The organism is Nesterenkonia halophila (assembly GCF_009467795.1).
Taxonomy (GTDB): Bacteria; Actinomycetota; Actinomycetes; order Actinomycetales; family Micrococcaceae; genus Nesterenkonia; species Nesterenkonia halobia.
This window is the reverse complement of the sequence record NZ_WIAX01000006.1, coordinates 75,417-100,034: the sequence shown is the minus strand read 5'-3', so window position 1 is coordinate 100,034 and position 24,618 is coordinate 75,417. Positions and strand designations below refer to the sequence as shown.

22 protein-coding genes are annotated in these 24,618 nt (G+C 72.3%); 12 read left to right on the top strand and 10 right to left on the bottom strand.

Annotation, left to right across the window (positions count from 1 at the left end; all coding sequences use genetic code 11):
• Positions 1-2 precede the first annotated feature (2 nt).
• From GCL72_RS02895 to GCL72_RS02865, 7 genes are all read left to right on the top strand, one after another.
• On the top strand, positions 3-1,577 hold the full coding sequence (locus GCL72_RS02895) for a GMC family oxidoreductase (RefSeq protein ID WP_153143212.1): 1,575 nt from the start codon (positions 3-5) through the stop codon (positions 1,575-1,577).
• A 243-nt stretch (positions 1,578-1,820) separates the two neighbouring features.
• Positions 1,821-2,786 carry an ABC transporter ATP-binding protein gene (locus GCL72_RS02890; protein ID WP_153143211.1) on the top strand — a complete coding sequence of 322 codons (966 nt, stop codon included), beginning with the start codon at positions 1,821-1,823 and terminating at the stop codon, positions 2,784-2,786.
• Positions 2,783-3,544: an ABC transporter permease gene (locus tag GCL72_RS02885; RefSeq protein WP_153143210.1), complete on the top strand. Its 762-nt coding sequence runs from the start codon at positions 2,783-2,785 to the stop codon at positions 3,542-3,544. Before GCL72_RS02890 ends, GCL72_RS02885 begins: the two co-directional genes overlap by 4 nt.
• Before the next feature lie 65 nt (positions 3,545-3,609).
• Positions 3,610-4,785 carry a sensor histidine kinase gene (locus tag GCL72_RS02880; protein WP_170289540.1) on the top strand — a complete coding sequence of 392 codons (1,176 nt, stop codon included), beginning with the start codon at positions 3,610-3,612 and terminating at the stop codon, positions 4,783-4,785.
• On the top strand, positions 4,782-5,423 hold the full coding sequence (locus tag GCL72_RS02875) for a response regulator transcription factor (protein ID WP_153143208.1): 642 nt from the start codon (positions 4,782-4,784) through the stop codon (positions 5,421-5,423). The genes GCL72_RS02880 and GCL72_RS02875 overlap by 4 nt, the downstream gene beginning before the upstream one ends.
• Positions 5,414-6,679, top strand: a complete 1,266-nt coding sequence (locus tag GCL72_RS02870; protein WP_153143207.1) for an MFS transporter — start codon at positions 5,414-5,416, stop codon at positions 6,677-6,679. Before GCL72_RS02875 ends, GCL72_RS02870 begins: the two co-directional genes overlap by 10 nt.
• Positions 6,680-6,841: 162 nt before the next feature.
• Entirely contained in the window at positions 6,842-7,804 is a 963-nt protein-coding gene (locus GCL72_RS02865; protein ID WP_153143206.1) for a universal stress protein, read from the top strand.
• Between the two features lie 21 nt (positions 7,805-7,825).
• On the opposite strand, the gene GCL72_RS02860 is transcribed toward GCL72_RS02865, so the two are convergent.
• Positions 7,826-8,581, bottom strand: coding sequence for a histidine phosphatase family protein (locus GCL72_RS02860; RefSeq protein ID WP_153143205.1), 756 nt, complete (start codon positions 8,579-8,581; stop codon positions 7,826-7,828).
• Positions 8,582-8,665: 84 nt separating this feature from the next.
• Positions 8,666-9,655, bottom strand: coding sequence for a hypothetical protein (locus GCL72_RS02855; RefSeq protein ID WP_153143204.1), 990 nt, complete (start codon positions 9,653-9,655; stop codon positions 8,666-8,668).
• Positions 9,656-9,778: 123 nt separating this feature from the next.
• On the opposite strand from GCL72_RS02855, the gene GCL72_RS02850 reads away from it, so the two are divergent.
• Positions 9,779-11,056 (top strand): DNA recombination protein RmuC, encoded by a 1,278-nt coding sequence (locus GCL72_RS02850; protein WP_170289539.1) that lies wholly within the window; start codon positions 9,779-9,781, stop codon positions 11,054-11,056.
• A 17-nt stretch (positions 11,057-11,073) separates the two neighbouring features.
• Here GCL72_RS02850 and GCL72_RS02845 read toward each other — a convergent pair whose 3' ends face one another.
• Entirely contained in the window at positions 11,074-11,838 is a 765-nt protein-coding gene (locus tag GCL72_RS02845) for a TSUP family transporter (protein WP_153143202.1), read from the bottom strand.
• Positions 11,839-12,167: 329 nt separating this feature from the next.
• On the opposite strand from GCL72_RS02845, the gene GCL72_RS02840 reads away from it, so the two are divergent.
• Complete coding sequence (locus GCL72_RS02840) at positions 12,168-12,329, top strand: hypothetical protein (protein ID WP_153143201.1); 162 nt, start codon at positions 12,168-12,170, stop codon at positions 12,327-12,329.
• A 266-nt stretch (positions 12,330-12,595) separates the two neighbouring features.
• Here the strand turns inward: GCL72_RS02840 and GCL72_RS02835 are convergent, their stop codons facing one another.
• Positions 12,596-13,699, bottom strand: coding sequence for a 4-hydroxy-3-methylbut-2-enyl diphosphate reductase (locus tag GCL72_RS02835; RefSeq protein WP_153143200.1), 1,104 nt, complete (start codon positions 13,697-13,699; stop codon positions 12,596-12,598).
• A gap of 31 nt (positions 13,700-13,730) precedes the next feature.
• A complete protein-coding gene (locus tag GCL72_RS02830) occupies positions 13,731-14,687 on the bottom strand; it encodes a hypothetical protein (RefSeq protein ID WP_153143199.1) in 957 nt (318 codons plus the stop codon).
• A 225-nt stretch (positions 14,688-14,912) separates the two neighbouring features.
• Between GCL72_RS02830 and xseA the strand changes: the two genes are divergently transcribed.
• Together xseA and GCL72_RS02820 are read left to right on the top strand one after the other, a co-directional pair.
• Complete coding sequence (xseA, locus tag GCL72_RS02825) at positions 14,913-16,298, top strand: exodeoxyribonuclease VII large subunit (protein WP_153143198.1); 1,386 nt, start codon at positions 14,913-14,915, stop codon at positions 16,296-16,298.
• Positions 16,295-16,588, top strand: a complete 294-nt coding sequence (locus GCL72_RS02820; RefSeq protein WP_153143197.1) for an exodeoxyribonuclease VII small subunit — start codon at positions 16,295-16,297, stop codon at positions 16,586-16,588. The genes xseA and GCL72_RS02820 overlap by 4 nt, the downstream gene beginning before the upstream one ends.
• Positions 16,589-16,604: 16 nt before the next feature.
• Here the strand turns inward: GCL72_RS02820 and GCL72_RS02815 are convergent, their stop codons facing one another.
• The 3 genes from GCL72_RS02815 to GCL72_RS02805 all read right to left on the bottom strand — a co-directional run bounded on the left by GCL72_RS02815 (position 16,605) and on the right by GCL72_RS02805 (position 20,383).
• Positions 16,605-17,843: a pyridoxal phosphate-dependent aminotransferase gene (locus GCL72_RS02815; protein WP_153143196.1), complete on the bottom strand. Its 1,239-nt coding sequence runs from the start codon at positions 17,841-17,843 to the stop codon at positions 16,605-16,607.
• An 82-nt stretch (positions 17,844-17,925) separates the two neighbouring features.
• Entirely contained in the window at positions 17,926-19,179 is a 1,254-nt protein-coding gene (locus GCL72_RS02810) for a pyridoxal phosphate-dependent aminotransferase (protein ID WP_153143195.1), read from the bottom strand.
• A gap of 121 nt (positions 19,180-19,300) precedes the next feature.
• Positions 19,301-20,383 carry a glycine betaine ABC transporter substrate-binding protein gene (locus GCL72_RS02805; protein ID WP_153143194.1) on the bottom strand — a complete coding sequence of 361 codons (1,083 nt, stop codon included), beginning with the start codon at positions 20,381-20,383 and terminating at the stop codon, positions 19,301-19,303.
• A gap of 60 nt (positions 20,384-20,443) precedes the next feature.
• Between GCL72_RS02805 and GCL72_RS02800 the strand changes: the two genes are divergently transcribed.
• The gene (locus tag GCL72_RS02800) at positions 20,444-22,249 is read left to right on the top strand and encodes a tetratricopeptide repeat protein (RefSeq protein ID WP_153143193.1); all 1,806 of its coding nucleotides are present in this window, start codon (positions 20,444-20,446) and stop codon (positions 22,247-22,249) included.
• A gap of 31 nt (positions 22,250-22,280) precedes the next feature.
• On the opposite strand, the gene GCL72_RS02795 is transcribed toward GCL72_RS02800, so the two are convergent.
• Positions 22,281-23,606, bottom strand: coding sequence for an aminoglycoside phosphotransferase/kinase family protein (locus GCL72_RS02795; protein ID WP_153143192.1), 1,326 nt, complete (start codon positions 23,604-23,606; stop codon positions 22,281-22,283).
• Between the two features lie 16 nt (positions 23,607-23,622).
• Positions 23,623-24,492 carry a hypothetical protein gene (locus GCL72_RS02790; protein ID WP_153143191.1) on the bottom strand — a complete coding sequence of 290 codons (870 nt, stop codon included), beginning with the start codon at positions 24,490-24,492 and terminating at the stop codon, positions 23,623-23,625.
• Positions 24,493-24,618 lie beyond the last annotated feature (126 nt).

The following is a 24,618-nucleotide window of genomic DNA, read 5'->3' as shown; positions in this document are numbered from 1 at the left end:
GAATGACTGAGAACACCACCTTCGACTACGTCGTCGTCGGCGGCGGCTCCGCCGGCGCGGCGGTGGCCGCGCGGCTGAGCGAGGACTCCGATGTCAGCGTCGCGCTGCTGGAGGCCGGCCCGACCGACGCCGACAAGGACGTCGTGCTGCGGCTGAACCGCTGGATGGAGCTGCTCGAGTCCGGCTACGACTGGGACTACCCCATCGAGCCGCAGCAGAACGGCAACTCCTTCATGCGCCACGCCCGTGCCAAGGTCCTCGGCGGCTGCTCGTCGCACAACTCCTGCATCGCCTTCTGGGCGCCCAAGGAGGACCTGGACGAGTGGGAGTCCATGGGCGCGGCGGGCTGGAACGCCGAGGCCACCTACCCGCTCTACCAGCGTCTGGAGACCAACGACGCCGCCGGCGACCACCATGGCCGTACCGGCCCGGTGAACCTGATGACCATCCCGCCGCACGACCCCTGCGGCGTCTCGCTGCTGGACGCCTGCGAGGAGGCCGGCATCCCGCGGGTGCAGTTCAACACCGGCGAGACCGTGGTCAAGGGCGCCAACTTCTTCCAGGTCAACCGCAAAGAGGACGGCACGCGTTCGTCGTCGTCGGTCTCCTACCTGCACCCGATCCTGGACCGGGAGAACCTGACCATCCTCACCGACACCTGGGTGAAGGAGATCCTCTTCGACGGCGACCGCGCCGTCGGGCTCTCGGCGGTCGGCGGAGCCTTCGGCAAGGCCCACACGATCACCGCGACCCGGGAGATCGTCCTCTCGGCCGGTGCCATCGACTCGCCGAAGCTGCTGATGCTCTCCGGGATCGGGCCGGCCGAGCACCTGGCCGAGCACGGCATCGCCTCCCGCGTGGACTCCCGCGGCGTCGGCGAGCACCTGCAGGACCACCCGGAGGCGGTCATCGGCTGGGACGCGAAGAAGCCGATGATCGAGGAGGGCTACCAGTGGTGGGAGATCGGCATCTTCGCCGACACCAAGGAGGGCACCGGCGCCTCCGACAAGCCGGGCCGTCCGGACCTGATGATGCACTACGGTGCGGTGCCCTTCGACATGCACACGCTGCGTCAGGGCTACCCCACCAGTGAGAACACCTTCTGCCTGACCCCGAACATCACCCACGCGAAGTCGCGCGGGACGGTGCGGCTGCAGTCGCGGGACTACCGGGACAAGCCGCATGTGGACCCGAAGTACTTCACCGACGCCGAGGGCCACGACATGCGGGTCGCGGTCGAGGGCATCAAGCTGGCTCGTGAGATCGTCTCGCAGCCGGCGATGGCCGAGTGGGCCGGCGAGGAGCTCTATCCGGGCAGGGACGTGGTCACCGACGAGCAGATCGCCGACTACGTCTCCCGGACCCACAACACCGTCTACCACCCGGCCGGCACAGTGCGAATGGGCGCGGTCGAGGACGACATGTCCCCGCTGGATCCCGAGCTGCGGGTCAAGGGGGTGACCGGGCTGCGTGTGGCTGATGCCTCGGTGATGCCGGAGCTGACGACGGTGAATCCGAACATCACCACGATGATGATCGGCGAGCGCTGCGCGGACCTGATCAAGGCCTCACGCTGAGGCTCGCCGCGCACAGCTGATCGATCTGAGGGGCGTCGACGGGCACTGTCCCGTCGGCGCCCCTCATTCGTCCGGGCGAGTCGAATTCACCCCTGCGTCCGGGACCTCGCCGGTCTCCTCGTACTCGGCGGGCAGCGTCTGCATCACCGCCTGGCCGGCCCCGGCGGATTCCTGACATCTGTCATGGCGGATCGATGACGTCCGGCCCTGGGCGCCATGCCGCGGCCCGAGCAGACTGAGGGCATGAGCCGCACATCAGTCATCACCACCCGCGACGTCCGCGTGACCTACCCGGACGGGGCCGGCGGTCGCGTGCACGCCGTCGACGGCGTGGACCTCGATGTCTCCCGCGGCGAGGTCACCGCTCTGCTGGGGCCCAACGGCGCGGGCAAGACCACGCTGATCGACGTGCTGCTGGGCCTGACCGCACCCGACCAGGGCAGCCTGGAAGTGCTGGGGACCTCTCCCACGGCCGCAGTGCGCGACGGGCGGATCTCGGCGCTGCTGCAGACCGGCGGTCTGCTGCCGGATCTCACCGCCGCCGAGACGGTGCGGATGATCGCCGCGCTGCATCGGAATCCCGCCGACGTCGACGAGGTCATCGACACCGCCGGCGTCCGGCCCTTCGCCTCCCGGCGCGTCGGCAAGTGTTCCGGCGGCCAGCAGCAGCGGCTGCGCTTCGCGCTGGCGCTGCTCCCGCGGCCGGAGGTGCTGATCCTCGACGAGCCCACCGCCGGCATGGACGTCTCCGCCCGCCACGAGTTCTGGGACCGGATGCGCGCCCAGGCCGACGCCGGAGCCACGGTCCTCTTCGCCACCCACTATCTGGAGGAGGCCGAGCAGTTCGCCCGCCGGACGGTGCTGCTCGACCACGGCCGGATGCTCGCCGACGGCGCCACCGACGAGGTCCGCTCCCGCGCCGGGGCGACGCATCTGCAGGTGACCTGGTCGCCGACCGAGGCCGAGCTCGCCGTCCTGCATGAGACGGTGCCCGACGTCCGCGCGGTCGAGCAGCGCGGCAGCCGGCTGGCGCTGCGCACCGACACCCCCGACGCCGCGGCGGTCCATCTGCTCACCCGCACCGCCGCCCACGACCTCACCGTGCGTCCGGCGAGCCTCGAGGAGGCCTTCCAGATGCTCACGGGCGACGGCGACGGCCCCGTCGGGACGGACGAGACGGCCCAGGACCCTGAGGAGCTGCTCCGATGAACCTCACCACCTACATCGCCATGGACTTCTGGCGGAATCTGCGCAATGCGGGCAACTCCTTCTTCGTCATCGTGCTGCCCACGGCGCTGTTCCTCTTCTTCGGCGCCTCGATGGACTGGTCCGACGGCCCGGTGCAGGACGGCAATGTCAGCGCCTGGATCATGATCGGCATCGCCTGCTACGGCGCGGCGATGGCGACGGCCTCGCTGGCCGGCGCCGCCGCCGTCGAGCTGCAGCAGGGCTGGGGCCGGCAGCTCTCGCTGACCGCGATGCCGCCCGGAGCCTTCGTCGGGGCGAAGACGGTGATCTCGTTGGCGATGGCCGCGCTGCCGGTGATCGTGCTCAACCTCGCCGGCGTGCTCACCATCGCCGACATGCCGCTGGGCACCTGGCTGGCCGCCGCGGCGCTGACCATACTCGGCGCCGCCCCCTTCGCCCTCTACGGGCTGGCGATCGGACTGACCTTCCGCTCCGACGCCGCCGTCGGCACCGCCAGCGGCATCCTGGTGATCTTCAGCTTCCTCGGCAACGGCTTCATGCCGCTGGACGGCGTCCTGCTCGACATCGGCCGGCTCACGCCGATGTACGGGCTGGTCGCGCTGGCGAGGTACCCGCTGACCGACGGGATGCTGGTCGGCATGGCCGGGCCCGGCGGAACCGATCCGCTGTGGATGGTGCTGGCCAACGTCCTGGCCTGGACGCTGATCTTCGGCGCGCTGTGCCTGCTCGCCCAGCGCCGGCGGACGCGTCGGCAGTGAGCGCGGGACGTGAGCGGACACCGTCCGCCGCGGCGCGGGCGAAGGGGATGCGTAGCATGGGCGGCATGAGCACGGACAGCCAGCGCGCCCACGACGGCTCAGGCTCGTTCCACGGCGTCGCCTATGCCGGCATCTGGCTGATCGTGCTCGGGCTGCCGGTCGGCTCGGCCTTCCTGCGACCGGTCCCGCCGCTCCTCACGGCGCTGACCGTGGCGGCGACGCTGCTGTTCATCGTCACCTACCTGTGGCTGTTCTGGCGGCTGCCGGACAGCCATCTCGTCGGCGCCCGCGAGCGCAGGATCCTGCTGGTCGGGCTGTTCGTGCTCATCGGACTGATCGCCCTCGCCGCCCCGGGCGCCGGCTCCTGGTCGACGGCCTACACCCCGTTCCTCGCCGCGCTGCTCATCTTCACCCTGCCGCTGCGCCTCGGACTGCCGCTCGGCGTCGCGCTCTGGCTGGTGCCCGGGGTCGTCTGGGCGCTGGCCGCCGAGGAGATCTGGGTGCTGGCCGGCCCGGGATTCGGCGTGCTGATCATCGTCTTCGCCCGGCTGGTGGAGCACAACGAGCGGCGCACGCGCCTGGTCGAGGATCGGCTGCGCTCGGCCGCCGAGCGTGACGCCATCGCCCGCGACGTCCACGACGTGCTCGGCCACTCGCTGACCGGGCTGTCCATCCGCACCCAGCTGGCCCGTCGGCTCATCGACACCGATCCCGAGCGGGCCCGTGCCGAGCTGGACACCATCGACGCGCTCTCCCGCGAGGCGCTGGATCAGGTGCGCAGCACGGTCAGCCGGCTGCGCACCCCGGAACTGGCCGGCGAGCTGGCCACCGCCCGCCGGACGCTGGCCGCGGCCGGGATCACCGCGCAGATCGACGTCGCCGAGGAGCTGCGGCTCGGGGACCCGCCGGAGCCGGGCGGCCTGCAGGAGCACGAGGCCGAGCGCCGGAGGCTCTTCGCCTGGGCGCTGCGCGAGGCGGTGACCAATGTGGTCCGCCACGCGCAGGCGGAGCGCTGCCGGATCACGGTGACGCCGGCGCGGGTGGAGATCGTCGACGACGGCGTCGGCTGCCCGGACCCCGACGTCGAGGCGCCCGGCCCCACCACATCCGCCGACGGCGTCGGCGGCACCGGACTGCGCGGGCTCCGCGAGCGCGCCGCCGCCCAGAGGGCGACGGTGCGGCTCCGCCCGGGCGACGAGGCGACGGGCACCGGCACACGAGTGGAGGTGATCGCGGCATGAGCTCGTCGGAGGACGGCAGCCCGGAGAACGCCCCGATCCGTCTGCTGCTGGCCGACGACCAGGACCTGGTCCGCGGCGGGCTCGCCGCGCTGCTCGAGCTGGAGCCGGATCTGACCGTCGTCGCCGCCGTCGGGCGCGGCGACGAGGTGCTCGCCGCTGTGCAGTCCCACCGGCCCGACGTCGCCTTGGTCGACATCGAGATGCCCGGTGCCGACGGCCTCACCGTCGCCGCCCGGCTGGCCCGCGAGGCTCCGGACTGCCGATGCCTGATCGTGACCACGTTCGGCCGACCCGGGTATCTGCGCCGGGCCATGGACGCCGGCGCGGCCGGGTTCATCGTCAAGGACACTCCGGCCGAGCAGCTCGCGGCGGCGGTGCGCCGAGTCGCCGCCGGCGAGCGCGTCGTCGACCCGCAGCTGGCCGCGGCTTCGCTGGCCGGCGGGGAGAACCCGTTCACCGCCCGCGAGCAGGAGGTGCTGCGCGCCGCCGCCGACGGCGCCTCGGTGCGGACGATCGCCGAGACGATCCACCTCTCCCCCGGCACGGTCCGCAATCACCTCTCGGCGATCATCGGCAAGACGCATGCGCAGAACCGGCACGATGCCGCCCGGATCGCGCAGGGACGGGGATGGATCTGAGTCGCGGGGGCCTGGTCGACCTCACGCCGCTGCGCGACGCCCCGGCCTTCCGACGGCTCTGGGCCGCGGGGATCGCCTCCGCGCTGTCCTCTCAGCTGGTGCTCGTCGCCGTGCTCTTCCATGTCTGGGAGGTGACCGGAAGCCCGCTGTGGACCGGAGCGGTCGGGCTCGTCTCGGCGACGACCAAGACTCTCGGCTCGCTGCTCGGAGGCGGTGTCGCCGACGTCCGTGATCGAGGTCGCGTGCTGCGCTGGGCCGCGGCGGGCCAGCTGGCCGCCGTGACCGGCCTCGGCCTGCAGGCGCTGTCCGTCGTCGACCTCGGCCGCCCGATCGACGGCGTCCTGGTGGTTCTGGCTCTGACCGGCTGCGACGCCTTATTCGGTGGGTTCGGCGCCGCCTCTAGTCGAAGCCTGCCGGCACGTCTGCTGGAACCTGCCCAGCTGCCCTCCGGCATCGCTCTGATGCACCTCGGCGTCCAGGCGGCGATGCTGCTGGGACCTGCCGCGGCCGGAGTGATCATCGGCGCCTCCGGTCTGGCCGCCTGCTTCGGCACCGGCGCCGCCGCGCTGGCTCTGATGCTCTGGGCCGTGCTGCGCCTGCCGGCCGTTCCGCCCGCCGGATCTCAGTCAGGGAGGCGCTGGGCGCTGGTCTGGGAGGGCGTCCGGCAGGTCAGTCGCCCCGGTGCCGTGCGCGGGGCCTTCGGCACGGATCTCTTCGCGACGCTGCTGGTCATGCCCGTCGCGCTGTTCCCGATGATCAACGCGCTGCGTCTGGACGGGGCGCCGGAGACGCTGGGCATGATGACCAGTTCGATCGCCGTCGGCGGACTGCTGGCCGGGGTGTTCTCCGGGGCTGTGGTCCGTCGGCAGCGCCTCGGGCGCATCCAGTCTGCGGCGGCGGCTGTCTGGTGCCTGGCCCTGATCGGCTTCGGCGTGAGCACGACGCTGCCGCTGATCCTGGGCTCCTTGGCCCTGGCCGGGGCGGCCGATACGGTCAGCGTCATAGCGCGCGGGGCCATCGTCCAGATCGTCACCCCCGATGACCGGCGCGGGCGCGTCTCGGCCGCCGAGCACATCATCGGAGCCGCCGGACCTGACATCGGCAATGCCCGGGCCGGCCTCGTCGCCGGAGCTGTGGGCGCCCCGGCCGCGATGGTCGGCGGCGGGGCTCTCGCCCTGCTGGGCATCGGCTGGATCGCGCTGCGGAACACTGAGCTGCACGGCTTCCGCCGCGCAGACTTCGGCGGGCACCGGTGACCGCCCCCGCTGTCGGCGGTCCTCGACCCACAGGTCTCCGGAGCGGCCGAGAGTTCTACTGGGTGTAGAAATCGAGGAGTAGACTCGCCCACGACGGCGGTCCGCCGGATCGCCGACGCTCCGCCGTCGTCTCGCTCAGGACTCCGACACAGGAGGTACACCATGTCACGAGAGACGCCCCCTGCCCGCTCCGCCATCGCCTACGACGCGGCTCAGCGGCCGCTCGGCGTCGTCGTCGGCTTCGACGGCTCCGAGAACTCCCGACGCGCGCTCGACCATGCCGCCGAAACCGCTCGGCGCCGCGAGTCGCCGCTGACCGTCGTCACCGCCTATCACTCCTCGCCGCCGATCTACACGACGCTGGCCGCCGTGCCGGAAGAGCCCGAGGCGGAGGTCCGCCGCCGCGAGGTCGACGCGGTACTCGAGGCGGCGCGGAAGCTCCTGGCCGACCATCCGGGACGCGTCGACTATCGCGCCGAACGCGGCGACTCCACCGGAGTGCTGGCCGAGCTCTCCGGCTCCGCCGAGCTGGTCGTCGTCGGCGCCCGCGGCCGCGGCGGCTTCCTGGAACTCGTGCTCGGATCGGTCGCCTCAGCGCTGCCGTCCCATGCGAAGGCTCCGACGGTCATCGTCCCCTCGGACGAGGCGGCGGCCGCGCATGCTGCCGACGCTGCCGGACCGGTGGTGGTGGGCGTCGACGGCTCCTCGGAGAGCCGGGTCGCCGCCCTGCAGGCCGCCCACGCCGCCGCTGAGCGTGGTGCCGAGCTGCAGCTGGTGATGGCCGCCCCATCCCGCGACGGGCTGGCCCAGTGGTACCCGAATCTCGTCGAGGAACAGGCCCTCGCCGCACAGCGCAAGGAGCTGGAGACCTCGCTGGAGGCCGAGGCCTCCTGGCTCGCACACCACGTCCCGGAGGTGACGATCCGGTCCTCCGTCGAGATCGGCAGCTCGATCCCGCTGCTGACCGATCACTCCCGCGAGGCGCAGCTGACCGTCGTCGGCACCCGCGGGCGCGGCGCCGTCGCTGGCACGCTGCTGGGGTCGACCTCGCGCGGGGTGCTCCATCACGCGCACAGCCCGGTCATGGTCGTCCCCGCCCTGGACGACGACCGGGTGTCCGGCTGAGCCTCGCAGCTCAGACCGGACTCAGACCGAGACGGAGTCGACCGCCGGGTTCAGCAGCTCCGGGGAGAGGTTCAGCACCCGCAGCCGGGACTGGCCGATGATCTCGTCGTCGGTCAGCCCCGTGATCTGCTGAGCCTGGCGGGCGGCGTCGTCGTCGAGACCGCCGTGCGGCAGCGAGCTGGACACCGGGCCGGTGGTCAGCGGCACGTCGACGACGGTCACCGCCGCCGGCGTCAGCGGGATCGACTGCGACCGATCGATGAGCTGCAGGCGCTCGAGCAGCACGCGCAGTGCGGCTCCGTGACTGACGGCCACTGTGGTGCGCACGTCGAAGCTCAGGTCCGGCGACGGCGTGGGCTCGGCCTCCGCCGTCGCCCGGACGATCTCGCAGAAGGCTGCGAGCATCCGGTCGCTGAGGTCCTGCTGCGTCTCGCCGCCGGCGGGCGTGTAGGCTCCGGCGCGCCAGCCGGCGAACTGCTCGGGCTCGGCATCCCTGACCGAGGCGGCGTAGGCGCCCTCCCACTCGCCGAGCCCCTGCTCGACGAGCGTGTCCCAGATGCGCGGCGGGTGATCCAGCCCGAACGCCGCATAGGTCTGCTGCGTGCGCACCAGCGCCGAGGCATGGCCCTGACGCGGGTTCTGCGCGCGGACGAAGCCGCCGGTCACCGTCGCCTGCTCACGACCGGAGTCGGCCAGCGAGATGTCGGACCGGCCCTGCAGACGGTGGTCCTTGTTCCACGGGGTCTCTCCGTGGCGGACGAGCAGGACTCGGATCATGGGGATGCTCCTGGAAGGTTGTGGCGGGACGATCGGGGCGAGGTGGTCGTCGACGGTCTGCGGACCGGATTCGATTCTATGCCCTCACCCGGCGGCCTCCCGGCGGTCGCGCACCGTGGAGAAGACCGAGACCAGCACGATGCCGACGACGCCGGCGACGACGAGCAGCGGGAAGGACGCGCCGAGGACCAGGTCGGCGGCCAGCACGACGGCCGGCAGGCAGGCCAGCAGCAGCGCGGCGTGCAGCGTCTTCGCCAGCGTCACGCCCCACTGCAGCAACAGGATCGGCCCGGCGATCGCCGCCGCGCCGACCAGCACGATGCCGGCGAGCTCTCCGGCGGCGAGGCCGGTCTCGACGGCGCCGGGCACCGTCAGCGCCAGGCCCAGCACCCAGACCAGGTGGAAGCGCACTGCACTGATCTCCCAGGCGAGGATGCCGCGGGAGGCCATCGCCTTCGAGACCAGCAGCACCCCGACCGCACAGATCCCGGCTGCCAGGCAGAGCAGCGTGCCCAGCAGCAGCCGACCGGCGTCGCCGCCGGCGCGCGAGGCCTCGACCAGGATCATCGTCGCCGTGGTTCCGGAGAGGGCGAGCACCAGCAGCGGATGCGCCCAGGCCGCGGCCCGGTGCCGGAAGGCCCGCCAGGTGACCAGCAGCACCACGACCGGGCCGATGCCGACCTCCAGCACGCTGGCCGCCGTCGGCGCGATGAGCGTCGCGGCGATGTAGAACAGCCCGAAGGCCCCGGCGGTGACCCCGTTGACCAGCAGCAGGTCGCGGAGACCGATGCGGGCCAGCAGCGGAGCCGCCCGCGGTCGGCTGCCACGGCGGAGGCCGTCGAGCTGCCAGCCTGCGACGCCGACGACGGCGGCGACCAGGAAGGCCGTCGCCGTGGTGAGCACCGAGTGCTCCGGGGCGACGACGTGACCGACCACGCCGGTGCCGATCCCCTGCCAGAGCACCGCCAGCGCGACCACCAGAGCACCCAGGCCCTCACGGCTGACAGGCGTCGTCGCCGTGCCCGTCGACGGATGCTCCGACGGCGCCTCGGCGGCCGCACGACTGCTGGTCATCGGTGTCCTCCTCCAGTGTCCTCACATCTGCGCTCGGCGTCCCAGGATTCCACGCCGCGGCCGGCGGTGCACGTCGCCGCCACGGTCGCCGGACGTGTCGGCGGCAGGTGGGATGCTGGGGGCATGATGTGGACGATGCTGCTGCTGGGACTCGTGATCGGCCTGCTCGCCGGCGCCGTCGGCGCCCGCCTGCTCGGCAGGCCCGACGCCGACTCCTCCCAGGAGGTCGAGATGCTGCGCGGCGAGCGGGACGAGGCTCGCGCCGAGCGCGACGAGGCCCGATCGACCGGCGAACGCCTCCGCGAGCAGCTCCACGCCGCCGAGGTGCAGGCGGCCTCGCTGCGCTCCCGGCTGGAGGCGGTCGAGCAGCAGCGGGCCGAGGACGCCGACGCCGCCCGCGAACGCGAGTCGCTGGTGGAGATGCTGCAGCCGGTCCGCCAGGGCGTCACCGAGATGCACCGGCAGGTCCAGACGCTGGAGAAGGAACGCGCCGCCCAACATTCGCAGCTGAAGGCCCAGCTGAGCGAGGCGGCGAAGAACGACCAGCGCCTCTACGACTCCACCCAGGCGCTGCTGGGCAGCCTGCACTCCACCTCCGCCCGCGGCTACTGGGGCGAGGTCCAGCTGCGCCGCATCGTCGAGGCCGCCGGCATGCTGCCGCACGTGGACTTCGTCGAGCAGCACAGCGGCACCGACGGCGACGGCGCCGCGCTGCGCCCGGACATGGTGGTGCACCTGCCGGGCGAGCGGCAGCTGGTCATCGACGCCAAGGCGCCGCTGAGCCTGACCGACGCCGCCGGCCAGGCCAAGGCGCTGAAGCAGCATGTGGCAGTGCTGGCCTCGAAGGACTATGCGGCCACCGTCGACCGCTCCCCGGATGTGATCTTCTGCTTCGTGCCGGCCGAGTCGCTGCTCTCCTCGGCCCTGGAGGCCGATCCGGAGCTGCTCGACCATGCGCTGACCCGCGGAGTCTCGCTGGTCTCGCCGGCTTCGCTGCTGGCCAGCCTCAAGGCGGTCGAGACCGCCTGGCGGCATGAGCGGCTGGCGCAGAACATGCGCGAGATCGTCGACCACTCCCGCGACCTCTACAAGCGGCTGCAGAAGATGAGCGACCACCTGGGCAGGACCGGTGACCGACTGCGCCAGGCGGTGCAGGCCTACAACGGGCTGATCGGCAACATCGAGCGGCAGGTGCTGCCGAAGGTCGAGGCGATCAGCCGGCTGCAGGTCGCCGACAGCGCCGAGGCCGACGATGCCGCCCTGGAGGATCTGGGCGAGACGCTGACCGTCGCCGAAGTCGGCCACGACGTCAACGATCTGGGACCCCGGCTGGCCCAGGGCGCCGATCTCGCCGGAGAGGGTGCCGGGACGGACGGCGCAGAGACCGCGCCGCGCTCCTGATCCGGCCGATCAGCCGATCAGCCGATCAGATCCAGCACGCCGCGCAGGATCGCGCCGACCCCGCCGAGGCCGGCCAGCGTGACCGCGACCCGCCGCGCCGTCGTCGGCGTGACCGCCCGGGCCGCGCGCCCGCCGATCAGCACGCCGGCCAGCACAGTGGCCACCACCGCCGGGACCAGCAGCGCCGGGGCGAGCCCGTCGGCATCGTCGAGGGGCACCGATCCCATCATCAGCTTCACCAGGACCGAGATCAGGCCCATGGAGAGGAAGATCGGCTGCAGCGTGGCGGCGAAGCTGGTCTGATCCCAGCGTGAGAGCTTCGCGTGGATGACCATGACCGGGGCGGCCACGCCGGAGGCGGTGTTGAAGAAGCCGCCCAGCAGCCCGGCGGTCAGTCGCGAGCCCGTCGAGGACCATTCGGGCAGCCGCGGCAGCGCGACCGCGACCAACAGCGCGCAGACGACGATCGCTCCGACGAGGATGGACAGCCAGCCGGCGTCGACGGTGCCGACCATCCAGGCCGCCGGCACCGCGCCGACCGCCGCGGCCGGCAGGATCACGGCGAAGCGCCGCCAGCTGATCCGCGACCAGACCGCGGCCATGATCAGCGCCCCGGAGACCACTGTGGTCATGTTGGTGATCAGCACCCCGAGCGCCGGACCCAGCAGGATGGACAGCACCGGCGAGACCACCAGCCCCACGCCGGTGCCCGAGATCCGCTGCAGCACGGTCCCGAGCAGCACGGCGGCGACGACGGCCGTCACCATGCCGAGGATCGTCATGCCTGCCATCCTAAACGCCGGCGCGCCGACGCGTTCGCCTCGTCCACACCCCTTCCCCGGGGAGGACCTGAACTCCAGGTCCACATTTCCTGAACACTCCGCATGGATGATTTCAGCCGCTATTCAGGCTGCACACACGCTACTTTCAAGTAACTGCTCGCTCCGGAAAACTCTCGGCAAATTTCTCGCCATCACATCCTTCCTGAGGATGACCCCGCCGATCTGAGTCGATAGGATGAGTCCAGTTCCGAACTGCTTCCACGGAACGGAACGTCTCGATAATTGAGTCGAGGAATCGACTGAAAATCCCCTATCCAAAGGAGATCCCCATGAACACCGACGCAGGCGCGAACCTCGAAGCCACTGCCGACATCCTGGGCGTGGACCTGAGCGTCGTCACCGACCTGGTGGCCAACCTGGGCGTGTCCCTGGGCGGCACCGTCGCCTCGACCCTCAACACGGTCCTGACCCTGCTGGGCGGCATCCTCTGAGTATCGCCCACGCATGACCTGTGAGGCGGCACCCTCTGAGGCGCCGGCTCGCAGGCACTTCTGGGCCGGGTGAGGCCCGGGCGGATTCCGCCCGGGCCTCACCCGGCCCATCTGTGTCCTGCCGCGGCGAGCTGCCGGGAGGACTGTTCACTCGCGGCAGCTCGAGACGCCGGCCGGACTCACCCACGGCCGGGAGATTCTTTCTGGAACGAAGCGCCTAGGAAATACCCCGCAGCGTCCGAGGAAATCTGCCGCCGACGAGTGGGTCAGCGGGTCCGGCCCCCGCGGCCGGTGTCCTCATGCCCGGCGTCCTGCAGCGCCTTGCGGATCTCCTTCGGCAGCGAGAACACGATGTCCTCCTCGGCCGTCACGACCTCGGCGGCCTCCCCGTAGCCGTAGTCGGCCAGCAGCCGCAGGACCTCGTCGACGAGCACCTCGGGCACTGAAGCTCCGGAGGTCACGCCGATGGTGCGGGCGTCCTCGAACCAGGCCTCGTCGATCTGATTGGCGAAGTCCACCCGCTCGGCGCGCGCGGCGCCGTGCTCCAGGGCGACCTCCTTCAGCCGCACCGAGTTCGACGAGTTCGCCGAGCCGACCACGATGACCAGGTCGGACTCCGGCGAGATCTTCTTGATCGCCGCCTGGCGATTGCTGGTGGCGTAACAGATGTCGTCACTGGGCGGGTCCTGCAGATTCGGGAAGCGCTCGCGCAGGATCTGGACGATCTCCATGGTCTCGTCCACCGAGAGCGTGGTCTGCGAGAGCCAGACCAGCTGGTCCGGGTTCTGCACCTCGACGGTGCGGGCCTCCTCGGGGTTGTTCACCACTGTCGTCGCCTCGGGCGCCTCGCCGTAGGTGCCCTCGACCTCCTCATGGCCGTCATGGCCGATGAGCAGGATCTCGCGGTCGTCCTTGGCGAAGCGCACGGCTTCGCGATGGACTTTGGTGACCAGCGGGCAGGTCGCGTCGATGGTCTGCAGATTCCGATCCGCGGCAGTCTGCTTCACCTGCGGCGAGACCCCGTGGGCGGAGAAGACGAGCAGCGCCTCCTCGGGGACCTCGTCGGCCTCCTCGACGAAGATCACGCCCTTCTCGGTGAGCGTGTCGACCACGTGGCGGTTGTGCACGATCTCCTTGCGCACGTAGACCGGCGGCCCGTAGCGCTCCAGGGCCTTCTCCACCGCGACGACGGCGCGGTCGACGCCGGCGCAGTATCCGCGCGGGGCCGCCAGCAGCACGCGCCGCTCGCCTTCGAAGGTGGAGGCGGCGGCGACGTCCTCCGGGGACCGTCGCCGACGCGGGACCATCGGCGTCGGCACCGAGATGTGCTGGCCGTGAGCGGGAGCCTCCGTGGTCGTGCTGGTAGTCATGGCCCCAGTCTACCGGCCGAGGACAAAGCGATCAGACCTGAGAGACCGCGCTGTGATCAGGATGATGGACCGCCGCGCCCTCACCTCGCGGCCCCCTCCGGTCGCCGTCGACGCCGCGCAGTCCGCGGGCGGCCAGCAGTCCGACGAGGCCGGCGACGACGACCACGCCGGCCCCGCCGAGGAAGAGCCACCAGGTCGGCTGGGCCCAGGCGGCGAACTCGCCGGCGACAGGCTCGACCACTGCCGCAGAGGCGGGGCTCGCCCCCGCCGGCGCCGTCGGATCCGGCGACGCCGGGCCCAGCGCGGCGACCAGCCCCAGCCCGGCGGCGACCAGTCCGCCGAGGACCAGGCTCACCCAGCGGCCGCGCCCGCCGCCGAGCAGCAGGCCCAGCACGGCCAGCACCGCCGCGGAGATCGCGCCGACGGCCCAGTGGGAGGAGGCCTGCGCGAGCGTGGCGACACCGTAGTCGTCGACGCCGGAGTCCGAGACCGGGTCGACGTCGACGACGATCTGCGGGGCGAGCTGGTCGGCGGCCTCCTCCCCGACCAGCGGGAGCCGGCCGACCAGCACCTGGGCCACCGGAGTCAGGTCCAGCGGCACCGCCAGCTCCCCGGCCTCGCCGGAGGCGCCCTCGTGGAAGAGCGTCTCCAGCTGTTCGGCGTAGTCGGTCCGGGTGCTCTGCAGCGACTCCTCCCAGGCGGCGCGGGCGTCCTCGTCCTCCAGCAGATCCGACACCGCCGAGGAGACCAGGTTCTGCAGGCCGGATCCGACCAGGCCGGAGATCCCGGCCGGCAGCTGCTCGGCGGCGTCGTCGGCGATCCGCTCCGAGACCGCCTCGGCGAAGGCCTCGTCGGCGGGCAGCTGTCCGGCGATCTCGCGGATCGGCTCCGGCTCGCGCAGCAGCTGGTCGACCTGCTGGCCGGCCGTCGCGGCCGCGGCGAGCAGCCCGGCCAGCATCAGACAGATCGCGCTGAGGACATGGCGCATCGACAGACTCCTGACGTGGGACGGGCAGAGGTACTCCACAACGAGATCGCCGAGGCGGACCGTGACGCCGCGGCTCGGTAGAGTGGCGGACGACGGGCCGGCCCCTCGACGGAGGGCCAGGGTACTGCCCCACCCTGACCGGTGGCCGGACCGGCCGCTCTGACCGGCCGACCCGACCAGCCGACCTGATCAGCTCGCCCACCCGACGACCGCGAGGAGACGCACGTGACCGGTTCCGCGGAGCAGTCCTCCGGGCCCGCCGCCCTGCCGGCGACCAGCCAGGAGACTTCGCCGGACACCCCGTGGCCGCTGAGCCACTTCTCCGGCAAGCTCAAGGCCCATATCGAGAAGGTCTCCCCCACCTGGGTGGAAGGACAGCTCGTCGAGTTCACCATGCGCAACGGCAATGCCTGGATGACCCTGCGCGATCTGGAGCAGGAGATCTCCTTCAACGCCGTGGCCTGGCGCAACGTGGCCTCCGGGCTCGACGGCGTCGTCCAGCCCGGCGCCCGCGTCGTCGCCCAGGTGAAGCCCAACCTCTATGCCAAGACCGGCCGGCTGTCGCTGGTCACCCACCAGATGCGGCCGGTGGGGCTGGGCGACCTGCTCGCCCGCGTCGAGCAGCTCAAGCGCCAGCTGGGCGCCGAGGGACTCTTCGACCCGGCCCGGAAGAAGCCGCTTCCGGTGCTGCCGCGGCGCATCGGGCTCATCACCGGCCGCGACTCGGACGCGAAGAAGGACATCCTCCGCAACACCCACGCCCGCTGGGCCGCCGCGGCATTCGAGATCCGCGAGGTCACCACCCAGGGCGCGGCCGCCCCGGTCGACGTCTCCGTGGCGCTGGCCGAGCTGGACGCCCGCGCCGACGTCGACGTCATCGTCATCGCCCGCGGCGGCGGGGCCCTCGAGGAGGTCGTGCTGCCCTTCTCCGACGAGCGGCTGATCCGTGCCGTCTCCGAGGCGAGCACGCCGGTGGTCTCGGCCATCGGCCACGAGGCCGACCGACCGCTGCTCGACGAGGTCGCCGACGTCCGCGCCTCGACGCCGACGGGATCGGCCCGGCTGCTGGTGGTCGACGAGGCCGCCGAGCGGGAGCAGATCACCCAGACGCGGTCGCGGATGTCCTCGGGCGTGGAGCGGATGATCGGCCGTGAGGTCGAGTGGCTGGCCGCGCTGCGCTCCCGCCCGGTGCTGGCCGCCCCCGAGACCATGGTCGCCGGCCGCGCCGAGGAGATCGCCGGACTGCGCCGTCGGGCGCTGGTGTCGATGGAGGCCGCCGCGGCCCGCGCCGACGACTGGATCGCCCAGGCCCGGGCGCGGGTCACCGCCCTCTCGCCCCAGTCGACGCTGGACCGCGGCTATGCGGTGGTCCAGGACGGCGAGGGGATCGTCCGCGACGCCGCGACCCTCTCCCCCGGCGACGACGTGCGCGTGATGGTCGCCGCCGGCGAGTTCGACGCCGACGTGCGCGAGGTCCGCGAGCGGCGCGGCGGCACGGAGGGCCGGGACGACGGCCAGGACCAGGGCCAGGCCGAAGAGACCGCCCGAGACGCCCGGAACACTCAAGACACCCAGGACACTGACGTCACCCAGGAGGAGGATCCTCGATGAGCGAGACCCCGGAGAACACCTTCAGCACCGCCAAGCTCGACGACGTCGAGTCGATGAGCTATGAGCAGGCCCGCGACGAGCTGGTGCAGGTGGTGACCAAGCTGGAGACCGGCGGCGCCCCGCTGGAGGAGTCGCTGGCGCTATGGCAGCGCGGCGAGGCGCTGGCCGACCGCTGCGAGCGGTGGCTCGACGGCGCCCGCACCAGGCTGCAGGAGGTCCGCGAGAGCCTGGAGTCGACGGACTCCTCCGACGAGGCCGAGACCGGCGCCGCGGAGGGCCCCGCCACGTGACGTCCCGCGGGGGGGCTCAGGCGCGCACTGTCGCGTCGCGGTAGCTCTGCAGGAAGTCGGCGATGCCGGCGATGGCCTCCTCCAGCTCCTCGACGCCGGGCAGGGTCACCAGCCGGAAGTGGTTGTCGTCGATCCAGTTGAAGGCCCGCCCGTGCGAGACCAGGATCTTCTGCTGGCGCAGCAGCTCGATGACGAAGGACTCGTCGTCCTCGATGGGGTAGATCTCCGGATCCAGCCGCGGGAACAGGTACAGCGCGCCGTCGGACTGATGGACGTCGACGCCCTCGATCTCCGAGAGCAGCCGGTGGGCGACGGTGCGCTGCTCATGCAGCCGCCCGCCGGGACTGATCAGGTCCTCGATGGACTGGTGCCCGCCCAGGGCGGCCTGGATCGCATGCTGGGCCGGCACATTGGCGCACATCCGCATGTTCATCAGCAGGGTCAGGCCCTCGAGGTAGTTCTTCGCCCGATGCTTCGGCCCGGAGACGTAGATCCAGCCCGAGCGGAAGCCGGCCACCCGCCAGGTCTTCGACAGCCCGGAGAAGGTGATGGTGAAGACGTCGTCGGAGAGGGTGCAGACGTTGACCATCTCGGCGTCGTCGAAGGTGATGTTCTCGTAGATCTCGTCGGAGAGCAGGATGAGGTTGTGCCGCCGGGCGACGTCCACCAGCCCTTCGAGGACCTCGCGGGGGTACACCGCCCCGGTGGGGTTGTTCGGGTTGATGATCACCAGCGCTTTGGTCCGCTCGGTGACCTTCGACTCGACCTCCTCGGGATCCGGCCACCAGTTGTTCTGCTCGTCGCAGATGTAGTGGACCGCCGTGCCGCCGGCCAGCGTTGTCGCACCGGTCCACAGCGGGTAGTCCGGCGCGGGGATGAGGACCTCGTCGCCGGGGCCGAGCATCGCCTGCAGCACCATCGAGATCAGCTCGGAGACGCCGTTGCCCAGATAGATGTCATCCGGGTCGGTCTCGGTCATCCCGCGGCTCTGGTAGTACTGCGCGACGGCGATCCGGGCCGAGTAGATGCCCTGCGAGTCCGAGTACCCCTGGGCGGTGGCCAGGTTGCTGATCATCGTCATCCGGATCGAGTCCGGCGCCTCGAAGCCGAAGGGCGCCGGATTGCCGATGTTCAGCCGGGTGATGCGGTGCCCTTCACGCTCGAGCCGGGTGGCTTCCCGGGCGATCGGTCCGCGGACGTCGTAGCGGACGTCGCGGAGCTTGGGCGACTGGGTGAACTCCTCGAACTCCTCCATCCTCCCATCCTGCCTCACCGAGCCGGGTGTCTGCGGCCACATGCCGTCTCATGAAGGACTCTTCGGCACCTCCGGGACCGGCTCAGTCGACGCCGACGGCCCCCGGCGACACCGCGTCGCGGTAGCCGGCGAGGAAGTCGGCGATGCCGGCGATGGCCTCCTCCAGCTCCTCCACGGCGGGCAGGGTGACCAGGCGGAAGTGGTTGTCGTCGATCCAGTTGAAGGCCCGTCCGTGCGAGACCAGGATCTTCTGCTGGCGCAGCAGCTCGATGACGAAGGCCTCGTCGCTCTCGATGGGATAGATCTCCGGATCCAGCCGCGGAAAGAGGTACAGCGCGCCGTCGGCCTGATGGACGTCGACGCCCTCGATCTCCGAGAGCAACTTGTGCGCGACGTTCCGCTGTTCATAGAGCCGCCCGCCCGGCTGGATGAACTCGTCGATGGACTGATAGCCGCCCAACGCGGTCTGGATGGCGTGCTGGGCGGGCACGTTCGGGCACATCCGCAGATTCGACATCAGGTTCAGGCCCTCGAGGTAGTTCTTCGCGAGATGCTTCGCCCCGGAGATGTAGATCCACCCCGACCGGAAGCCGGCCACCCGCCAGGTCTTCGACAGCCCGGAGAAGGTGATGGTGAAGACGTCCTCGGCCAGCGTGCAGACATTGACCGTCTCGGCGTCGTCGTAGGTGATCTTCTCGTAGATCTCGTCGGAGAGCAGCATCAGGTTGTGCCGCCGGGCGACGTCGACCAGGTCCTCGAGGACCTCCTGCGGGTAGACCGCCCCGGTGGGGTTGTTCGGGTTGATGATCACCAGCGCCTTGGTCCGATCGGTGATCTTCGACTCGATCTCCTCGGCGTCCGGATACCACTTGTTCTGCTCATCGCAGATGTAGTGCACCGGCCGGCCGCCGCAGAGCGTCGTCACCGCCGTCCAGAGCGGGTAGTCCGGGGCGGGGATGAGGACCTCGTCGCCGGGGTTCAGCATGGTCTGCAGCACCATGGTGATCAGTTCGGAGACCCCATTGCCGAGGATGACGTCGTCGACGTCGGCCTCCTTCATCCCGCGGGTCTGGTAGTACTGCGCGACCGCGGTGCGGGCGGAGTAGATCCCCTGCGAGTCCGAATAGCCCTGGGCGGTCGGCAGATTCTTGATCATGTCGACCAGGATCGAATCCGGGGCTTCGAAGCCGAAGGGCGCGAGATTTCCGATGTTGAGCTTCGTGATGCGGTGGCCGGCCGCCTCCAGGCGTGCCGCCTCCGTCGCGATGGGGCCGCGGACGTCGTACCGGACGCCGCGCAGCTTGTCCGCCTGGGTGAACTCCTCGAACTCCTCCATAGAGCAATCCTGCCTCATGGGGGAGCTCCCGCACAGGGGGCGCCGCGGAGGAATCTCCCCGGACGCCGCTCGGCGCGCCGCCGCCCCGTCGATCCTCGGCGTGGCGGGGACGCGCTCCGCCCTACCCCCAGTCCTCCGGGGCGGCGATGAGATCCTCCTCGACCAGCCAGTACTCGGCGGCCTCGTGCGGCGCGAGCCCCTGCTCGCCGGAGAGCAGCCGACGCAGCGTGGTCACCGCCTCGGCGTCCAGCCGTGAGGAGACCTGGCCGACGATGTCGGGGATCTCCTCGGCCGCGGCGTCGTCGACCACCGGCACCAGCTGCTCACGGGGGAAGGCGTGGTCGGCATCGTCGAGGGCGACCAGCGCGTGCTGCTCGATGCCCGGATGGGTCGAGCTGATCACCGCCGCGTCGAGCTCGGCGGAGATCAGCCGCCGCACCAGCTCGTCCTCGCCGCCGGTGCTCACCGCGGCCGGCTCGCAGTCGTAGGTCGCGGCCAGCGAGTCCTCGGGAGTCGGCAGATCCTCGCGCGCCCCCACCACGAGCTGGTCGCAAGCCTCGGCGACGGAGGAGTCGCGGGCGTCGGAGGAGTCGCGGGGGATGTCCTGCTCGACGGCGGTGACCGTGGTGACCACCAGCGTCTCGGTGAGCACCGCGGCGGCGGGCTCCAGGACCTCGGCTCCGTCGACGGCGTCCTCGACCAGCCCCAGCACGGTCTCGGCCGTCGGAGTGGGGACTGCGGCCGCGGCGGTCGCCTCCGGCGAGGGAGCGGCCTGCTCCTGGTAGCCCTCGGGGTCGAGCTGCCGGGCCAGGTCCAGGGTGCCGGCGACGACCAGCGCGTCGTCGGAGCCGCCGTCGTCGCCCTCTCCCCCGTCCTCGGCGAAGCCGGCGACCAGCTCGCCGGGCTGTGCGTCGCGGACCTCGACCACCGCCGGAACGTCCCGGGAGTTCATCGCCAGCGAGTAGATGCCGGCCACGGCGCGCTCCAACTGATCGTCGGCGACGGCGATCGTCAGCGCCTCCTCGGCCTCCTCGCCGGTGGGCTCCTCCGCCGGGGGCGGGCCCGAGCAGCCCGGCACCAGCGCCGCGAGCGCGGCGAGGCCCCCGGCCCCGAGGACGCGCCCGGGGGCCCGTCCGGCGCTGCGCCCCGCCGCCCGCCGACCGGGTCCCGGAACAGGGCGCGGCGGGCGGTCGTCGTCAGTCATGAGCTTCATTCTACGGACGAAGGTTCTCCGCTTCCCACGCGGACGTCTTAGGCTGGACAGATGACCTCCGATGCGGCTGATGACCAGGTCCAGCTCCCCGGCGCGGCGCGGCTCGTCACGCGTCTGCAGGCGCTGCTGCACGGTCCGCAGCCGAGCGAGCCCGAGGCTCGGACCGCCCGCGGCTGGCTCGACCTCGCCTATGAGGCCGCCTACGGCGAGCGCTACCACGCCGCCGCCGACGCCGCCTCCCGCGGCCTCCAGTCCCGCGGCGGCCAGGAGCCGGAGAACCGGCTGATGCTGCTGCGCATCCTCTCCGGCGTCCACGAGATGCGCGGCGACTCGGCCGCCGCCGCCCCGCACCTCGCCGCGCGGGTCGCGCTGCTGCGCGACCTCGGCCGGAGCCGCCAGGCCCGCATCGAGGAGGAGCTCGGCGGCATGCTGCTGCGCGAGCCGGACACCGTCGAAGGCGACATCCTCGCCCGGGTCGCCGAGGAGCTGCGCGACGAGGACCGCGCCGCCGGCACGGGCGGCACGGACGAGACAGGCGGCACGGACGGCAGCCTGGAGCTGGCCGACGTGCTCTCCTCGCTGGCGGTGCGGGTGCTGCACGACGAGGGCCCCGAGCCCGCGCTGGAGCTGGTGCGCGAGGCGGTGGGGATCCTCGAGCGGCACGACCGTCAGGAGGCGCTGGCCGGGGCACGGATGTTCCTCGCCCACACGCTGCTGCTCACCGGAGAGTCCGCGGCGGCCCTGCAGATCGCCGACGGCGTGCTCCACGGACCGGCCAACCGCGCCGTGCGCGGGGCGATGGCCATGCTGAAGGCCACCATCCACCATCACGACGACCGGCACGACGAGGCGGTGGAGAGCGCGGTCACCTCCGCCGAGCTCTACTCGGCCTGCGGCGTGCGCAAGGGCGCGGCCTCGGCCGCGGCGCTGCTGGCCGGCATGGTCTCGGCCCTGGACCAGGGCGAGGCCGCGGTGCTCGCCTGGCGGATCGCCGTCCAGCAGGCCGAGCTCGGAGAGTTCCCCGAGGCGCGGATGCTCTCGCTGGCGCTGGGCCAGCAGCTGCTCGAGCTCGAGGACCATGCCGAGGCGGAGAGCGTCCTGGACGCGCTCTCGCTGCGGCTGGGCAGCTCCGAGGAGGATCTCTCCACCCGGGCGCGGGCGCTGATGGGGCTCGGCCACGCCGTCACGCAGCAGCAGCGCCCGCTGGAGGCGCTGGCTCACTGGGAGGAGGCCGCCCGGCTCTTCGCCCGCTCCGACGAGCCGGAGGAGGCCGCTCGCGCGCATCTGGCCGCCGGGGCGCTGGCCGCCTCGCTGGAGCGTCTCGACGATGCGCGGCGGCACTACGAGCAGGGGCTCGAGCTGGCCCGGCGCGAGGAGGACGAGGACCCGCTGACGCTGGTGCAGGCGCTGCATGCGCTGGGCCACCTGCTCACCCGCACGGAGGATTCCGAGGGGGTCGGGTACCTGCAGCGCGCCCTCGACGTCGCCCAGGAGCACGGCACCGAGTGGCAGGTCGCCGACATCACCGATTCGCTGGCCCGCGGCTACGTCGCGCTGGGCGAGGGCACCCAGGCGGTGGCCAAGGCGCTCGACGCCGCCGACCTCTTCGGGGCGGCCGGGGACGAGCGGGCCGCCGGCGGCGCCGAGGTCTTCGCGGGCAAAGTGCTGCTGGAGATGGGACGCCCCGACGAAGCCGAGGCCATCCTGCGCATGGCCGTCGGCGAGCGTGAGCCGGAGCAGGACCTGCTCCTCGAGGCGCTGGAGGCCCGCATCGAGGCGCTGATGCACCAGGACAAGGCCGACGAGGCCGCCGAGCTGCGCCGCGAGCTCACGCGGCTGAAGCGCCACCGAACCTGACCACGACCCGCCCCGGCTCACCGACCGTCGATCACCGCGGCAGCAGCTCCTGCGGCCACTCCGGCACCGGGTCGTCGGTGGGGAAGAACCCCAGCAGCGCCTCCGCGCAGGCCAGCCGATGCTCGGCCTGGTGCTGCCAGTCGGCCCGGTGGGCGTCCCGCGCCCCGGCCACCAGCGACAGCGCCACCGAGGCCGAGCGCAGCCGCAGCGCCTCCGGGTCCACGACGGCGGCGAAGGCGCGGGCGAAGCGAGCCAGCGCGGCGGGGGCGTGCACGTAGCGGGCATCGACGGCCGGCAGCACGGCCACATGCCCGAGGAAGCAGGCCAGATCGTCCACCCGGTGGCCGGGCCCCAGGGAGTCGACGTCGAGCAGGCAGGAGACCTCGTCGCCGCGCATCAGCACATTGGCCTCGTAGAAGTCCCCGTGGGTGGGCACCACCGGTCCGCGCTCCGTGTGCGGCAGTCCGTCGAGGATCGTCCGCTCCACCCGGCGGACCCGGTCGGTGCGCCGCGGCAGCGCGGAGAACGCCGCCGAGGCGTAGGCCGACAGCCGGTCGGTCCAGGCGTCGCGGGCGGGCAGCGTCATCACCTCCGCCGGCATCGCCTCCAGCAGTCCGAGGAACTGGGCGGGGTCGAGAGCCCCGCCGCCGTCGGCGAGGATCTGCTCGGCCAGCGGCTCGCCGGCGCCGGCCTCCAGGGCGACGACGTCGTCGACGGGCTCGCGCACCGGCACCGGAGCCGGGATGCCGGCGTCGAGCAGCATCCGGTGCCGGGCATGCAGATCGGAGGCGCGGCCGGCGCGCAGCACCTTCAGATACAGCCGCGACCCGTCGTCGAAGGCCGCGGCGATCACCGCACGACGCAGCGGCCGGTAGCTGATCGTCTCCAGCCCCACCAGCCGGCGGCCGCGCCCCCAGGTCTCGGCCACCGAGGCCGGGTCGGTGGCCAGCGGCAGGCCGGGCAGCGCCGGGTCCAGCGGATGCTGCCAGATCGCCAGCCGCCCGTGGGGACTGTGCGAGTAGATCACTCCCGGCCCGTGGTCGGGCACCGCCTCGGTGGTCATGCCGACATAGAGGTCGTCGACGTGGTCGGAGGTCTCGGTGTAGGAGCCGGCCGGCCAGGACCGGGCCATCACCGGCCGGGCCGTGGAGACCCGGTAGATGCCGGTCACCCCGGCCCCGGGACGGTGCTGGATGGATTCCAGATGCACCGAGGTGGCATAGACGCCGGTGTGCTGGATCGCCGCCGCGATGGGCGAATGGGCGTCGTAGGACTCCAGGAACGCGATCTGCCGAGCTTCCTGCTCGGCGCTGCGGCTCTCCGGCGCGGCGCGGGATGCGTCCTGGGGCTGCTCCATCGAGTCGCCGGTCTCCTCAGGCCCGCCGCCGCTTGAGCACGGCATCCAGGTCCAGCGAATCCTGGACGGCGGTCTGCCGGCGCGGCCGCGGCATCTCGCGGACCTCGTCGGCCGCCGCGGCGCCGTCGGCGCCCTCTGGGGCTTCTCCGGCGGCCTCCTGCTGCTCGGCGCGGATCTGCGCGGCGGCGTCCTTGAGCTTGACCTCCCCCTCCGGCCGCGGCTCCTCGGGGACCAGCGGCTCCGGCGCCGGACGCTCGGCGGCGCGCGCCTCCAGGTACTTCGGCTTGGGGACCTCGCGCGGCTCCCAGGCGCGAGCCGGCGAGGCCGCATGCGCCGCCGGCGGCACCGGCTGCTCGTGCGGGGCGTCGGCGAAGGTCCGGCCCAGCTGCAGCGGCAGGCCGTCGGCGTCGAGCTCCTGCAGCGAGCCGGGCCCGCCGCGGCCGCTCGCGTCGTGGGTCAGCGCGTCGAAGGGCGGAGTGCGGGCCTCGGCGACCGCCCGATCGGTGGTCGGCACGCTCGGCCGGCGCAGCCCGGAGGCCTCGACGTCGGGGTTCATCGCCTCGCGCAGCGCCTCGTCCAGCCGGGCGCGCCGCCGCCGACGCCGGCGGACCACCGCCATCGTGCGCAGCGTGGCCACGCCCAGCAGCGCGACGCCGCCGGAGAGCAGCGGCACCGGTCCCGACGCGACGCCGAGGCCCACCAGCAGACCGGCGATCAGCGTGGTCAGCAGCGCCAGCGCGACGATCAGCGCGACGGCGGTGCGGCCCCAGTGGACGGTGAACTCGCCGCCGGAGCCCGCCCCGTCCGTCCTGTCCGGCGCGGCGGCCGGGGCGGCGGAGTCGGCGGCTGCGGCGCTGGCGTCGCCGTGAGGTGTCGCGTCAGTCATGGAAGCCCTTCGTCCTGCATGCTCCGCACGACCGGCCGGCGGGGCGGGCCCGGCGCCGGCGGCGTCGCGCCCGCGTCGGGTCCGGCGCACAGTCGGTCGCGCCGTCGGATTCTCGGATGGTCGGTT